Source organism: Synechococcus sp. N32 (assembly GCF_900473895.1).
Lineage (GTDB): Bacteria > Cyanobacteriota > Cyanobacteriia > PCC-6307 > Cyanobiaceae > Parasynechococcus.
The window spans coordinates 396946-410625 of sequence record NZ_UCND01000015.1 but is presented as its reverse complement, the minus strand read 5'-3'; the positions used below and the strand labels follow the sequence as shown (position 1 = coordinate 410625).

Annotated in this window: 13 protein-coding genes and 1 tRNA gene; 9 read left to right on the top strand and 5 right to left on the bottom strand. The window is 58.8% G+C overall.

Annotation, left to right across the window (positions count from 1 at the left end):
- Positions 1–26 precede the first annotated feature (26 nt).
- On the top strand, positions 27–1571 hold the full coding sequence (metG, locus tag DXY35_RS10745) for a methionine--tRNA ligase (RefSeq protein ID WP_115082278.1): 1545 nt from the start codon (positions 27–29) through the stop codon (positions 1569–1571).
- Positions 1558–2724 (top strand): LPS export ABC transporter periplasmic protein LptC, encoded by a 1167-nt coding sequence (lptC, locus tag DXY35_RS10740; RefSeq protein WP_115082277.1) that lies wholly within the window; start codon positions 1558–1560, stop codon positions 2722–2724. The genes metG and lptC overlap by 14 nt, the downstream gene beginning before the upstream one ends.
- Here lptC and DXY35_RS10735 read toward each other — a convergent pair.
- Positions 2669–3319 carry a cofactor assembly of complex C subunit B gene (locus tag DXY35_RS10735; RefSeq protein ID WP_115082276.1) on the bottom strand — a complete coding sequence of 217 codons (651 nt, stop codon included), beginning with the start codon at positions 3317–3319 and terminating at the stop codon, positions 2669–2671. The two genes, lptC and DXY35_RS10735, sit on opposite strands and share 56 nt — an antisense overlap.
- Before the next feature lie 62 nt (positions 3320–3381).
- Between DXY35_RS10735 and DXY35_RS10730 the strand changes: the two genes are divergently transcribed.
- From DXY35_RS10730 to DXY35_RS10705, 6 genes are all read left to right on the top strand, one after another.
- Positions 3382–3789: a tellurite resistance TerB family protein gene (locus DXY35_RS10730; RefSeq protein WP_115082275.1), complete on the top strand. Its 408-nt coding sequence runs from the start codon at positions 3382–3384 to the stop codon at positions 3787–3789.
- A gap of 33 nt (positions 3790–3822) precedes the next feature.
- Entirely contained in the window at positions 3823–4494 is a 672-nt protein-coding gene (gene psb32, locus DXY35_RS10725; RefSeq protein ID WP_115082274.1) for a photosystem II repair protein Psb32, read from the top strand.
- A 27-nt stretch (positions 4495–4521) separates the two neighbouring features.
- Entirely contained in the window at positions 4522–5670 is a 1149-nt protein-coding gene (gene pxcA / locus DXY35_RS10720; RefSeq protein WP_115082273.1) for a proton extrusion protein PcxA, read from the top strand.
- Positions 5657–6241, top strand: coding sequence for a bifunctional adenosylcobinamide kinase/adenosylcobinamide-phosphate guanylyltransferase (gene cobU, locus DXY35_RS10715; protein WP_115082272.1), 585 nt, complete (start codon positions 5657–5659; stop codon positions 6239–6241). The genes pxcA and cobU overlap by 14 nt, the downstream gene beginning before the upstream one ends.
- A complete protein-coding gene (locus DXY35_RS10710; protein WP_115082271.1) occupies positions 6238–6729 on the top strand; it encodes a tRNA (cytidine(34)-2'-O)-methyltransferase in 492 nt (163 codons plus the stop codon). The genes cobU and DXY35_RS10710 overlap by 4 nt, the downstream gene beginning before the upstream one ends.
- 72 nt (positions 6730–6801) lie before the next feature.
- Positions 6802–7851 (top strand): M23 family metallopeptidase, encoded by a 1050-nt coding sequence (locus DXY35_RS10705; RefSeq protein ID WP_170950602.1) that lies wholly within the window; start codon positions 6802–6804, stop codon positions 7849–7851.
- A 61-nt stretch (positions 7852–7912) separates the two neighbouring features.
- Here DXY35_RS10705 and DXY35_RS10700 read toward each other — a convergent pair.
- Together DXY35_RS10700 and DXY35_RS10695 are read right to left on the bottom strand one after the other, a co-directional pair.
- Positions 7913–7986, bottom strand: a tRNA-Met gene (locus tag DXY35_RS10700).
- 47 nt (positions 7987–8033) lie between these two features.
- On the bottom strand, positions 8034–8342 hold the full coding sequence (locus DXY35_RS10695; RefSeq protein WP_115082269.1) for a hypothetical protein: 309 nt from the start codon (positions 8340–8342) through the stop codon (positions 8034–8036).
- 121 nt (positions 8343–8463) lie between these two features.
- Between DXY35_RS10695 and DXY35_RS10690 the strand changes: the two genes are divergently transcribed.
- A complete protein-coding gene (locus tag DXY35_RS10690; protein ID WP_114989138.1) occupies positions 8464–9066 on the top strand; it encodes a peroxiredoxin in 603 nt (200 codons plus the stop codon).
- Between the two features lie 43 nt (positions 9067–9109).
- Here the strand turns inward: DXY35_RS10690 and DXY35_RS10685 are convergent, their stop codons facing one another.
- Together DXY35_RS10685 and ftsH are read right to left on the bottom strand one after the other, a co-directional pair.
- Positions 9110–11854, bottom strand: coding sequence for a UPF0182 family protein (locus DXY35_RS10685; RefSeq protein WP_115082268.1), 2745 nt, complete (start codon positions 11852–11854; stop codon positions 9110–9112).
- Positions 11851–13650 carry an ATP-dependent zinc metalloprotease FtsH gene (gene ftsH / locus DXY35_RS10680; RefSeq protein WP_115082495.1) on the bottom strand — a complete coding sequence of 600 codons (1800 nt, stop codon included), beginning with the start codon at positions 13648–13650 and terminating at the stop codon, positions 11851–11853. Before ftsH ends, DXY35_RS10685 begins: the two co-directional genes overlap by 4 nt.
- Positions 13651–13680 lie beyond the last annotated feature (30 nt).

Sequence of the window (13680 nt, the reverse complement as noted above, 5' to 3'; positions counted from 1 at the left end):
GGTGCAGCGGAGTTCGAACTTTTCTGATGCCTTACACCCTTACGACTCCGCTCTATTACGTCAACGATCGTCCCCATCTGGGCAGCACTTACACGACCCTGGCCTGTGATGCCTTGGCTCGCTTTGAGCGGCTGCAGCTGGAGAAGGTGACCTTCGTGACCGGTGTTGATGAGCACGGCCAGAAGATTCAGCGCACGGCAGAACGTCAGCAGCTGAGCCCCCAGGACCACTGCGACAAGGTCAGCAGCCGGTACCGCGATCTCTGGAATCAGTGGGGGATTTCTGACGATCGCTTTGTGCGCACCACCAACCCGCGCCACCTGGAATTGGTGGAACAGTTCTACGAACGGGTCAAGGCATCCGGCGACATCGTTGTCGGCAAGCAGACCGGCTGGTACTGCGTCGATTGCGAGGAATACAAGGATGATCCGGCCGAAGCGGAGTCGCCCTCCTGTTCGATCCACCGCAAGCCTCTCGAATGGCGCGATGAGGAGAACCTGTTCTTTCGGCTCTCCCGCTATCAATCCGCCATTGAGGAGTTGGTTGCGCGCGATGACTTCATCGCCCCAGCCAGCCGACGACAGGAAGTGCGCAACTTCGTCGCTCAAGGTCTGCGCGACTTCTCCATTTCGCGGGTGAATGTGTCCTGGGGACTTCCGGTCCCCGACCATCCAGGCCACACCTTCTACGTCTGGTTTGATGCCCTGCTGGGTTATCTCACAGCGCTTCTTGATGATGGAGAAGCGGTATCGCTCGATCGGCTCGCCTCCTGCGGTTGGCCCGCCTCCGTGCACGTGATCGGCAAGGACATCCTTCGCTTCCACGCTGTGTTCTGGCCTGCCATGTGCATGTCTGCAGGACTGCCGGTGCCGCAAAAGGTGTTCGGCCATGGCTTCCTCACCCGTGAGGGCCAGAAGATGGGCAAATCCCTCGGCAATGTGCTGGACCCCGAACTGTTGCTGGAGCGATGCGGCAGTGATGCCGTTCGTTGGTACCTCCTGCGCGACATCCAATTCGGAGACGACGGCGATTTCCAACAGCAACGCTTTGTTGATCTAGTCAACAACGATCTGGCCAACACCATCGGCAACCTGCTGAATCGCACCTCGTCGATGGCGCGCAAATGGTTCGATGACGGCGTGCCCCCGGCAGGAGCAGCCTCAAGTGCTGACCATCCCCTGGCCCTCAAGGCTGCGGAAACCGTCAGCACGGTGATGGAGGCGATGCCGCAGCTCGCGTTCAAGACCGCGTCCGAGTCGATCCTTCAGTTGGCCATTGCCGCGAACGGTCATCTCAATGACACGGCTCCCTGGAGTCGCATGAAGGAGCCCGGTCAAGAGCAGAGCGTGGCCGAGGATTTGTTTGCTGTGCTGGAAACCACCCGCATCGTTGGACTCCTGCTTGCCCCGCTCTTGCCCGACCTCAGCGAGCGGATCCTGTCTCAACTTGGAGAACGCTTGGATCCAGACAACTGGTCGAAACAGCTGAATTGGGGCAGGCTGTGCAGCGGTTCCGCGCTGCCGAAGCCAACACCGGTGATGCAGCGGTTGGAACTGGATGAACCGCTCTGAACAAAGCATGCTGGGTCGCTTGTCACGTTGTGGTCTGGCAGCAGCCCTTGTGGCGAGTGCATGGCTCACCGGGTGCACAACGCGGCGACCGATTGCGCTTGAACCAACGCCGTCCTTTGTCTTCCGGTCGCTGGATTTGAGCCAGCGGGCCGACGATGGCAATCGTGGCTGGGATCTCACCAGCCCCGAGGCGCGTTACGACCTGAGCAGTCGAACCATCCGTGCACGACGTCCCGAGGGCGTTCTCTATAGGAATGATCAACCGCACTACAGGATCACCGCCGATCTCGCCACGGTGTTGCGGGATGGAGAGCTCGTCGTTCTTGAAGGATCGGTGCAGCTGCAGCAGTTGAACCAACGGGGGCTGACGATTGAGGGAGACAATCTGATTTGGACGCCATCGCAGTCGCGAATGGTGATCAATCAACGGCCCAAGGCCAATGATGGCAAAGCGCAAATCCGCTCACGCGAGCTGGTGTTCCAGCAGGACACCGAGGTGCTGGAGTTCAAGGGCCCAACCCAGCTGAACCGTGTTGATGGCACCAATGCTGCTTCCACAGTGGTGCGGGGTGGACATGGAACCTGGAATCTGAAGAGTGGTTTGTTCCAGGCGCCTGGACCGGTGCAGGCCATCCGCAGCGATGGCCGCACGCTCAGTGCTTCAGGACTGGATGGCAACACCCGCCAGGGTTACCTCGACCTACAACAACCGGTCACGCTGGTGCTGGAAAGCGATCGCGGTCGGATCACTGCCGGCCGGACGCGTTGGCTGTTTTCGGCGGAGCAACTTGAATCCGATCAACCCATTCAGGCTGAGTTGAAAAACAGCAAGGTGCAGGGGAGGGGGTTCAAGCTTGATCAGCGCACTGGCACCGTGATCATTTCCAACTCATGTCGCGTTGAGCAGACGTTGGAAACATTGACGGCCCAACGATGCGCTTGGAACTGGCGGAGTGAACGGGTTGTCGCTGATGGCGATGTGGTTCTGCAGCGGACCGAACCGGAGCAGATCACGCGTGCTTCGCGCATGGAGGCCAAGATTTCGGACGATGGTGCGATCCGCTTCGGCCAAGCCGGAGCGAGGGTTGAATCGACGATCAAGCTGAGTCCGGCTGCACAGGAGAAGCCTCGCCGGCCGCAAGTGTCGTTCTGAGCCGCTGGGTCCAGCCCTCAATCCATCGCTCATCGGAGCGGGTGAAACAGCGGGGCGACCATCCCCCCACGATCACAGCCCCCTCCTTCCCCATCGGGCAAACAACGATGGCGGGAAGTGATGGCAGCATCGCGTCGAATTCCGCTCGGCCTGGAAAGAGCGTTGTGTTGACCAAGGAGATGGTTTGCTCACGCTCCATGGCCCGTTGGGTGATCGCTCCTGGTTCGAAAGCCCCCTGACTGATCAGGCCCCGACGCAGCACAACCTGATGGCGCCAGAACACGAGCACGGATGCCGCTGGCGTCGCCGTCAACAGCATGTGGCTGCCCCAGGCCAGCTCCTGTTGTTGGTTTTCGCTGAACTGATCCGCCATCAAAAGTCCCTGTTCCCCCTGCAACGGCACTTTCTCTGCTGACTTGGGGTTCGCCCGTGTCCACAGCACAGCCACCAGCATCAGGCCCACCGCTGCCATCCCCGCCAGAACTTCGGCCCGTTGAAAGTCCGGTGTCACGGTCTGCGCTACCCCTGCATTGGTCACGGTCAGACCCAGCAACAGAAGAGCACAGATCAGAACAGCTCGGGCGGGACCTGGCATCAAGAGAGGGTGCTGTCAGAACGCAATCATCCTGCTCAAATACGGACATGTGCGTCTCTGCCATGACGACCCCCGAGGCTTTTGCTGCTGTTGCCCTTGCCGCTGTTGCCTGTGATGGAAGGCTGGGGCGGGATGAGGCCCATGCCCTGCGCCGTCAGCTGGAGAACCGATCGCTGTACAGCGACAGCTCTGAAGCGGCCATGGGTGAATTGTTTGACCGCCTGCTGTTGCTGTTGCGGGAGCAGGGCGTTCAGGGCTTGATCACGTCCGCCTTGCCTCAGCTCAATCGAATTCAGCAGCAGTCCGCCCTGGCTGTGGCAGCGCATCTGGTGCATGCCGACCGCAAGATCACAGCGGAGGAAACCGATCTCCTCGACCAGCTCACCCGTCAGATGACTCTGCCCGACAACGAAGCCCGCATGATTGTTGACGCAATTGCAGCTTTGAACCGCGACATGCTGGACAGCTAACGGCAGACTGAGGCAGTAATGACGCTTGAAGGGATGCCCCGTTCCGCCCGACGCCTGTTGGCCAGCCTGCTCAGTTTCGGGGTCTGTCTTCTCCTCTGGGCCCCAGCCAGCCTGGCGATCTCACCTGCTGCCCTGGGTGAAAGCCTGCCTGATGCATTGGTGATCGACGATGCCGATGTGTTCAGCCGCGCCAGCCGTGGTGAATTGGAAACGAAATTACGCAGCTTTGAAGATCAACGGGTCGATGCCCGCCTGATCACGCTGCGGCGTTTGGATTACGGGATCACCTTGAACAGCTTCGGTGAGAAACTCCTCGAGACGTGGAGCTCACCCAGCGGCAATCCCCTGCTGCTGATGTTGATCGAAGCCTCGAACAAGCGTTCCGCTGTGGTGGCCAATCAGGAGCTTGAGGCACAGCTTCCTCCCAGCCTGCTGAAGAGCACCGCCCGTACAACGATGACTGTGCCCCTGCGAGAGGGCGATCGTTATCGCCAGGCATCCGTTGATGGACTCACCCGACTTTCAACCGTTCTCTCGGGTGGCGAGGATCCAGGCCCTCCGAAGGAGATCGAACGGGTCACCCTTCCCACCAACATTCCCACCAAGGCGGAAACCGCCGAAAGCGATGCCACCAAGTGGGTGATCATCCTATTGGTGCTTGGAACCATTATTCCGATGGCCACCTGGTGGGTGTTTTCGCGCTGATGACCCGACTGCGATGAGCTGACTGCAATGAGCCGCCGTAACTGGATCAACCTCTTCAGCAACAGCCAAGCGATCGAGCTCTCCAGTGATCTTGAGCGTGGCTACGAGGCGGCTCTGCTCATCCAAAGCCTGGAGTTGGAGTACTACGGCGATCGGCAGATTCGGCCGGAGCTCAAGCTCTCCGTGCCGCGCTCTGTTCAGGCCACGATTCTTCGCCGCTTCAAAACCGCGCTGGCCATCTGCCGCAATACAGCAGCAACTCTCTCGAAACAACGGGGCCATCTGGATTCCCAGGAGTTGCGTCAACTTCAACTGATTGAATCCGTCGTGAGCCGCTATGGATCGCGACGATCCAGCAGTTCGCCGTCGATCAGCCGCTCACCGGATGCCCTCCCCCGATCGCTTCTGGGTGTCTTCGACAGCATTCGCCTGCAGTTGGATCCCTCCACGGAAGACAGCGTCGTGGCGGGGTATCGACGCCGGCGGGACAGCACGCTGATTTCCCTGAGGGTTCTGCTTCTGCTCATTCTGGTTCCCCTACTTGTTCAGCAGATTGCTGGTACCTATCTGATCTCGCCTGCGGTCAATCAGTTTTCCCCCGAACTCCCTTTCCTGAGCTACCCCAAGCCTCAGCTGGAAGAGAAGGCGGCTGAAAAACTTCGGCTCTACAAGCAAGAACTGGAATTCGATGCCTTCCTCAAGGGCGTGCAGCCCCTTGATGATGGTGCGCTGCGCGACAAGCTCACCGAAAAGGCGACTGAGCTCAAGCACGATGCCGATGAGGAAAGTCTCAAGGCGATCAAGAATGTGTTTGCGGATCTGGCGGGCCTGATCGCTTTCGCCGTGGTGTGTTTTCTGAGCCGTGATGAACTGCGTGTTCTGCGTGGATTTGTTGATGAGGCGGTTTACGGGCTGAGTGATTCCGCCAAGGCCTTCGCCATCATCCTGTTCACCGACATTTTCGTCGGATACCACAGCCCGGAAGGTTGGCAGGTCTTGCTGGAAGGGATTGCCGAGCATTTCGGTCTTCCCTCCAGCCAAAGTTTCGTCAACCTCTTCATCGCGACATTCCCGGTGGTGTTGGCGACGATCTTCAAGTATTGGATTTTCAGGTACCTCAACCGTGTGTCTCCGTCTTCCGTCGCGACGCTGAAGGGAATGAATGGCAGTGGTTGACCCCTCCTCCACAGTGGAGCCCCCCGTTGCCGGCCCGACTAGCCGGCTGATCCTGGTGAGTGGGCCAACCCGCAGTGGGAAGAGCCGTTGGGCTGAGCACCTGTTGAAACACCACCCCGTTGTCACCTACATCGCCACGGCGGCCGCCCGGCCGGATGACCGTGATTGGCAAAAGCGTTTGGAGGCCCACCGGCAGCGTCGGCCCGACCATTGGAGCGTTTCTGAATGTGGGGCAGAGCTGGTGAGCGTGATCAACGGTCTGGCTCCCGGGCAATCTGTTCTGATTGATGCCCTCGGTGGCTTTGTTGCCCACCACCTGGACCTCACTGCCCAGGAGTGGGATCACCTCTGTGCACAGCTGATCGCCTCGATTAGGGCATCGCACTGCACGTTTGTTCTGGTGATCGAAGAGACAGGCTGGGGCGTCGTTCCCCCAACACGCATCGGAGGATTGTTCCGTGATCGTCTCGGAACCCTCGCGCAGGCACTTGACCCCGTTGCTGACGCTGCCTGGCTCGTTCTCCAGGGTCGTGCACTTGATCTTCATGCCCTTGGCCAGGTGGTGCCATGACTGAGATCGCCCCCCTGCGAATTGCCCTGTTCGAACCTCAGATCCCTCCGAACACCGGCAACATCGCCCGCACCTCGGCGGCCTTCAGGGTGCCGTTGACCCTGATTGAACCCCTCGGCTTCAATGTGGATGATCGGAGCGTTCGTCGTGCCGGACTTGATTATTGGCCCCACGTTCAGCTTTTCATCGCTTCGAACTTTGCCGAGTTTCAAGCTGAGCTTCGTCCTGAGCAGAGGTTGATCGGCTGCAGTCGTCGTGGTGGTTCGTCGCTCTCTTCGTTCACGTTTCAACGGGGAGATGTTCTGCTCTTCGGCCGGGAAGATACGGGGCTACCGGAACCGGTTCGCGAAGCCTGCGACAGCATCCTCACGATCCCCATGCCTGGAGCTGCTGATGACGCAGGCCAGGGAGGTGTTCGCAGCCTCAATCTTTCCGTGGCCTGCGCCCTGGTGACCTACATGGCTGGACAACAGTTGCGGTTGTGGTAATCCCACCACTGCTCCAAACCCCCTTGCGCGGGGATGTTCGGCTCGTTACCTTCAACGCGTCTCAGTGGTTTCATGCGCGCAACGCTTGCTCTGGCAGCTGCTGTAACCCCTGTTCTGTCCCTGGGTCTGTGGAGTTCTCTGCCCGGGATTGCCGATAACGCCACTTTTGATCTTGCCGAGCTGCCCCCTCTGCCAGCTCTCTCCCCGAACAATCCCGTTGCTGTTGTCAGCAAAGTCGATTCCAGCAGTCAGGTCTGGTTCCAAGTTGTTCGTGCCACGTCCCTGCGGCGTTATGCCGAGCTGTTGAAGCTTGATCGTGAGCAGCTGGCCTCGTTGAACAACGTGCCAAGCTCCCACGTTTTTGAAAAAGAGAGTTGGCTTTCCCTGCCGGACTCTGCACGGGTTGTTGCCGTGACGTTGTCGTCACTCAACCGCTCCAGTGAACGTGAGACGCTTCCGTTGGTTGCCCCACCTCCGCTTCGCGCAACGGCCGAAATCAAGACCGGAGATTCTCTGGCGTCATTCCTCAAACGCCACGGCGTGACGCAACAGCAGCTGTTGAGTTGGAATCCAGGCCTTCAGCTCACTGCTTTGACGATTGGCCAGGAACTGCAGATCGCTGAAGCCACTTCGGGTCAGTCGCTCCTGGCTGTACGCCCCCTCAGCAGTGGAGGTGCTGCATGGCCTGATAGCCCCCTGTCGTCTTCAGCCGATCAGCCCGACAGCCTCAAGCCGCCGATTGTTGGTTACCAGTGGCCCACCAAGGGGGTTTTCACCTCCGGTTATGGGTGGCGCTGGGGACGCATGCACAAAGGCATTGATATCGCCAACAACACTGGCACGCCCGTTGTTGCGGCCCGTGATGGGATCGTTTCATTTTCCGGCTGGAGAGGCGCCTACGGCTATCTGGTTGAAATCGCCCACAGTGATGGCGAATTCACGCGTTATGCCCACAACAGCCGTCTCCTGGTCAAAAAAGGGCAGATTGTTCCCCGTGGGTCTCGCATTTCACTGATGGGAAGCACCGGACGTAGCACCGGACCTCACCTTCACTTCGAAATCCGTCAGGCCGGTGGGGCTGCTCTCAATCCCCTGGTGAAACTACCGGCACGCAAAGCCTGAATCAGGCATGTTCGAACCCAACGAGGGTTCGAACATGCTGGTCAACAGCAAAATCAATGAATGTCAGAGGGGAGACTTGAACTCCCGACCTCAGGGTTATGAATCCTGTGCTCTAACCAGCTGAGCTACTCTGACGCAGGCCCTTCAGGCCAGTGCCCATCATACATCTCAGGGGTTCACCCTCAGCGCATGTCGATGGCATTGAGGCGATCGCGGAAGGATTTCGGTTGATCGTCCTTGGTGAGTGGGCCTGCCGTCTCAACAACAGGTGTTGGCGCTGGAGCCGGGGCCGGCTCGATGCTCCGCGGTGCCGTTGAACGTCGGATTGCGCCGCGATTCCCACCCAGACTCTTCAGCTGACCAGTGCGCTGGTCTCGATCCAGGGGTTTCTTGCGCAGATCGCCCTTCAGCTGGTTCAACAGACGGAAATGTCCGGTGGAACTGAACTTGCGCAGGAGCGCAGGATCCCAGCTCGTGAGTTGGTCAGTCATCAACTGAGTTTATGGCGACGGATGGCTAGGGTCGTGATAGGTTCAATCCTGAAACTGGAAGTCGGATCGACTACGTGTTAAGTCGTTTGCGGCCTTCAGCTCACTCATTCACCTCCCGAACATGACCGACACCGGTTGCTTGCGTGTGGGCCAGCAGGCCCCTGATTTCACAGCCACCGCTGTGGTGGACCAGGAGTTCAAGGAAGTCACCCTGTCCCAGTACCGGGGCAAGTACGTGGTGCTGTTCTTCTATCCGCTGGACTTCACCTTCGTTTGTCCTACTGAGATCACGGCCTTCAGCGACCGCTACGCCGATTTCTCCAGCAAGAACACCGAGGTTCTCGGCGTTTCCGTGGACAGCCAGTTCAGCCACCTGGCCTGGATCCAGACCCCTCGCAATCAGGGTGGCCTGGGCGATATCAACTATCCCCTCGTTGCCGACCTGAAGAAGGAAATCTCCACGGCCTACAACGTTCTCGACGAGGCTGAGGGTGTTGCCCTGCGTGGTCTGTTCATCATCGACCCCGACGGTGTGATCATGCACGCCACCATCAACAACCTGCCTGTGGGACGGAACGTTGATGAAACCCTGCGCGTTCTGCAGGCCTTCCAGTACGTGCAGTCCAACCCCGACGAGGTTTGCCCTGCCAACTGGACTCCTGGCGAAAAGACCATGAAGCCTGACCCCAAGGGTTCCAAGGAGTACTTCTCCGCCATCGGCTGATCGTTCGATCAACCCGATCCGTCATTTCGTTTTGCCCTGCCCGTCAAACGGGTGGGGCTTTTTTCATGAGTTGATCCAAAGCAAGATTGAGGTCGCGGTCCATGGCAACCAATCGGCCGTCACTCACAACAATCCTGGCCAGAGAAGGCAGCCCTACCTTCTTGGTGCGCAGATACACCGGTTCCACATAGAGAAGTCCGGAGCCCACGGGAAGCACAAGAAGATTTCCCTGCAGGAGTTCCAGATCCTCCTGATCCCATAGACCAAACTGCTCGCTCACATCTGGATCCTGATGGATCAGAGCCTGAACCTGTTCCGGCCCGGGAATATATTTGTCTTTGGGAAAGTCGATCAGTTTCAACTCACCGTAGTGATCCCCATCGTTCCGAGCCACCAACCACGCCGTGAGATTTGGCCTTGATAAGGGGGTCAGGGGTTGGAGCAGCAGAAATTCAGAGTTGTCGTTGCTTTGAAGCTGAGCCGTGATGTGATACGGAGCAACATCAACTTTGCGGCCGCCGTAGATCTCGCTTGGCACCTGCCAAACATCATCACCGTTGTAGAAAATTCTGGGATTCGAAACGTGGTATCGCTTCAATTGGTTGACCTGGGCATTGAAGAAGTCCTCAGGAACTCTGCGGTGATCAAGAAAAGGCTTTGGCATTGCCTCCATCGGCTCCATTAAGCCTGGAAAAGCGTGAGCCCAGGCCATCACGATTGGATCCTCAGGCTCCGAGATGAAAAACCGAATGCTGCCGTTATAAGCATCAACGATGGCCTTCACTGAGTTTCTTAAATAGCGATCGGGATCATCTGCTGATACCGCTGCGCTGTAGGGCAGGGTTGAACTGTGGGTGTAACCCTCGACAACCCAATACTGATGTTGGCTGCGTTGTTCTGAAGTTGCCTTGGTGGTGTTGGAGCTGTCTTGCTCAGGGTTTGGAATGGAGATCAGGTAGGGCTCACCACGAAAATCAATGAAGGGAGCGATGGCCTTAACCCGACTGCGCACATCACGCCGGATCAAAAGTTTGGAATCAGCATTGATCGTTGTGGTGATCAGCAGTCGAGGGTCACGCAGATAAACAGCCGCTGCGAATCGTTGCAGCCAGGATCCAATCGGTACTCCGCCAGAACCCTGATAGTGCGTCATCACGTTGATGTCGCCTTCGGGGTAGTCGAATTCTTCAATCTGCGTTGGAGCGATGGCATAGGGCGACGGAAGCATCCCGTAATAGATCGCTGCATCACCAACGGGGATGGCCTTCCGTACCTCCGATCGTTTAATACCCAGTTCTGGATTTCCCTCAATGACTGTTTCTGGACCAAGACCTTTAATGAAATACGAGGGAAGGCCATCACTGCTTCTGTCATTCACCGGACTGACGGTGAATCCATAGCCGTGAGTGAAGATGAAGTGACGGTTCTGCCAGGTTTTGGATTGACGCGGTAAAGCGGATTGATCCAATTCGCGGGCCGAGAGGATCACTTGCTGCGATGAATCGCTGTTTTCGTTCAGCGGGTAGCGATCAACAGCTGCATTGGAAAAGCGGTAGTACACCCTCAGTTGCTGCAGTTGCCGGTTGGCTTCCAGCAGAGGGCTGCTATCCCAGAGACGAACATTTTCGAGCGTGCTAACACCTTGCTCGCGATCAGCGGCGCTGAACCTTGTCGGGTCGACGACCTGACTCTTGATCTGATCCAACTGGAAGCCCCATTGCGTGGCCTCAATGGCATTGTTCAGATAGCGCTCTTGCAGTGCAAATTCCCTTGGCCGCACCACCAGCCAGCGCGTTAACGGAGTTGCCACCGTTTCCAACACCACAAGAGACACCAACACCAGTGCAAGGCCCTGACGGAGGCGTCGCCGGCACGGGACAAGCAGTGCACATGCGATCAGCACCAGTAGCAGTGTTGCGAAGCCGCGCAACGGAAGGGTCATGTGGGCCTGGAGCCAGCCCGCCCCTGCCACAAGGCCGTTTTGGGTCCACAGCAGCTGATGCCTCGATAACCACACCTGCCCCGCCACTCCGACCAGCAGAAGCGCCGAAAGCAACCTGAACAGTTGGATCTGTCGCGCAGAGAAGGCTGGACTGGCCCAGTCAGAAATCGATTTTGAGCTCGCCAGCACCCGCCAGAGCTCAAAGGCGAGGGTGAACGCGGCAGCCAAGAGCAGCAGGTCCAGGGCCAGATGCAATCCGGCAAAACGCCCCAAGCCGAAGCTCAGATCCGCTCCCAGCAAGGGGTCTCTCGTGGATTCATCGGGAATCCATAGCGCCAGCGACCAGATGCCCCACGTCCGGCTGACGACAGCCACCAGCGAACCCGCCATGATCCGTGCCAGCCACAGCCTCAACCGCGGCCAGGCCATCGCAAGCCCTATCGCCCCTGCCTGAACGAGTCCCACAGCTGAGCTGATGCGGTGCTGGAGCCCCGCAACTGGCTGCCATTCCCCAAGCTGAAACGGATCGCGGCTGGCCAACGCCAACAGATCCAGCGTGAGCAAGGCACTGATCAGCACAGCACCACCACTGATCAACAGCGTGAATCCAAAGGACCATCCGGTCAGGCTCATCGCCTTGGATGAACTCGAGCTGTGTTGCCTGAATTGCCTTGACCAGGCCTGGGCTGCCAGCAGCGGCAGCATCGCCACACCCGCGAAGAGAAGCTGCAGAAGCCAGCGCTTGAGGAGAACGTCGCTCCAGGCGAACTGATCGAACCAGAGCCACTCGATCTGCATCCGGGCTGCAACAACAACCAGCGGCAGCAGAAGGAGGAGGCGTCTCATGGGAGGCCAGCGATGTCTCTGAATCGATCACCGTTGATCGTTTCCTCGGCAATCAAAACGTCCACCAGTTGATCCATCAACTCACGGCGGGGCTCCAGCAGGGCGATGGCCTGCGCCAGAGCACTCTTGGCGAGCTGGCGGATTTGAGCGTCAATGGCCTGGCCAGTGGATTCGGCGTATCCCGGCCGTTGGTTGAACCAATCGCGCCCCAGAAAAACCTCCGTACCCGGGCCCTCGAGGGCCATCGGTCCGAGGCTGGAAAAGCCAAAGCGCGTCACCATCTCCCGTGCGAGTTGCGCCACCATCTGGAGATCTCCACTGGCTCCCTGGGTGATCTCGAGCGATCCGAAAACCACTTGCTCAGCTGCTCGACCCCCCAGGGCCACCACCAGATCAGCGAGGCAGGAGGAGCGGGTGATCAACCCGGAATCAAGCACCTCCTCGTCAGGCATGAAGCGGGTGTAACCACCGGCCCCTCCCCGGGGAAGAATCGTGACCTTGTCCACCGCGTTGGCCGCTGGAAGAAGACTGGCCACCAGGGCATGACCCACCTCGTGATAGGCGATGAGCCGTTTTTTGGCGCTGTCCTGCAAGGGACGGTTGCTCAGCCCCATGGTGATCCGCTCCAAGGCCCCCTCCAGCTGGAACTGACCGATGCGGAGCATGTTCTGGCGGGCCGTGAGGATGGCCGCTTCGTTGAGCAGATTGGCGAGGTCAGCCCCGGAAAAACCCGGCGTGCGGCTCGCCCAATCCGACAGCGAGACCGCGTCGTCGAGGGGGCGAGTTCTCGCATGAACGGCGAGAATTGCCTCGCGGCCTCGGCGATCGGGAAGGCCCACATCAATGCGCCGGTCAAAGCGTCCTGGACGCAACAGTGCGGCGTCGAGCACGTCGGCACGGTTTGTGGCCGCCAGCAGAATCACACCGGAGTTCTCCTCAAAGCCATCCATCTCCGTGAGGAGTTGGTTGAGGGTCTGCTCCCGTTCATCGTTGCCGCCGCCGATACCAGCACCGCGCTGGCGACCCACAGCGTCGATTTCGTCAATGAAAACGATGCAGGGGGACTTCTCCTTGGCTTGGCGGAACAGATCGCGAACCCTGCTCGCGCCAACACCCACGAACAGCTCAACAAACTCAGAGGCCGCGATGGAGAAAAACGGCACGCCCGCCTCGCCTGCAATCGCTTTGGCAAGAAGCGTTTTCCCGGTTCCAGGGGGGCCAACCAGCAACACTCCCCGCGGGATCTTGGCGCCCAGGCGGATGAAGGCCTCGGGCTGCTTGAGAAAGGTGACCACCTCCTCAAGTTCCAGCCGCGCATCGTTGATGCCGGCAACATCCTCAAAACGAAGCTGAAGGTCTTCCTGGGGTTTCAACCGAGGTTGACTGCGCCCAAACCCAAGAGCTCTGTTCGCCATTTGAGCTGAACGCTTCAACAGAAACGACAAGCCGACCACCACCAGCAGAACCAACATCAGGGTTCCCGCCAGTTCGCGTCCTGCTTGTTCGCGGCGGATGTCAACAACTGTCAGGGGCGTGCCGGAGCTTTCAGCGGCCCGAAGAATTTGGTTGTCGTTGGCGAAAACAGGAACGGTGACGCGTCGGCCATCGTTGTATTGGACTCTTACCTCCCGCCGACCGGGCACAAGGTCCAACTGTTTGATCTCTTTTGCATCGATATCTCTCAGCAGGGTGGAGTAACTCACCGTGTCCTGCTTCGTCCAAAAACCCTGAATCGAAGAAGGTTGAGCCTTCAGAGGGGCCGCGGAACCACTGGAGTCGCCCGAACCTGGTGCCACGTCTTCATTGCGCTGCACGGAGCCTAGCGA

Coding starts and splice junctions, on each gene's coding strand:
- metG (WP_115082278.1), top strand. CDS start 27: ATGCCTTACACCCTTACGACTCCGCTCTATTACGTCAACGATCGTCCC.
- lptC (WP_115082277.1), top strand. CDS start 1,558: ATGAACCGCTCTGAACAAAGCATGCTGGGTCGCTTGTCACGTTGTGGT.
- DXY35_RS10735 (WP_115082276.1), bottom strand. CDS start 3,319: ATGCCAGGTCCCGCCCGAGCTGTTCTGATCTGTGCTCTTCTGTTGCTG.
- DXY35_RS10730 (WP_115082275.1), top strand. CDS start 3,382: ATGACGACCCCCGAGGCTTTTGCTGCTGTTGCCCTTGCCGCTGTTGCC.
- psb32 (WP_115082274.1), top strand. CDS start 3,823: ATGCCCCGTTCCGCCCGACGCCTGTTGGCCAGCCTGCTCAGTTTCGGG.
- pxcA (WP_115082273.1), top strand. CDS start 4,522: ATGAGCCGCCGTAACTGGATCAACCTCTTCAGCAACAGCCAAGCGATC.
- cobU (WP_115082272.1), top strand. CDS start 5,657: ATGGCAGTGGTTGACCCCTCCTCCACAGTGGAGCCCCCCGTTGCCGGC.
- DXY35_RS10710 (WP_115082271.1), top strand. CDS start 6,238: ATGACTGAGATCGCCCCCCTGCGAATTGCCCTGTTCGAACCTCAGATC.
- DXY35_RS10705 (WP_170950602.1), top strand. CDS start 6,802: ATGCGCGCAACGCTTGCTCTGGCAGCTGCTGTAACCCCTGTTCTGTCC.
- DXY35_RS10695 (WP_115082269.1), bottom strand. CDS start 8,342: ATGACTGACCAACTCACGAGCTGGGATCCTGCGCTCCTGCGCAAGTTC.
- DXY35_RS10690 (WP_114989138.1), top strand. CDS start 8,464: ATGACCGACACCGGTTGCTTGCGTGTGGGCCAGCAGGCCCCTGATTTC.
- DXY35_RS10685 (WP_115082268.1), bottom strand. CDS start 11,854: ATGAGACGCCTCCTCCTTCTGCTGCCGCTGGTTGTTGTTGCAGCCCGG.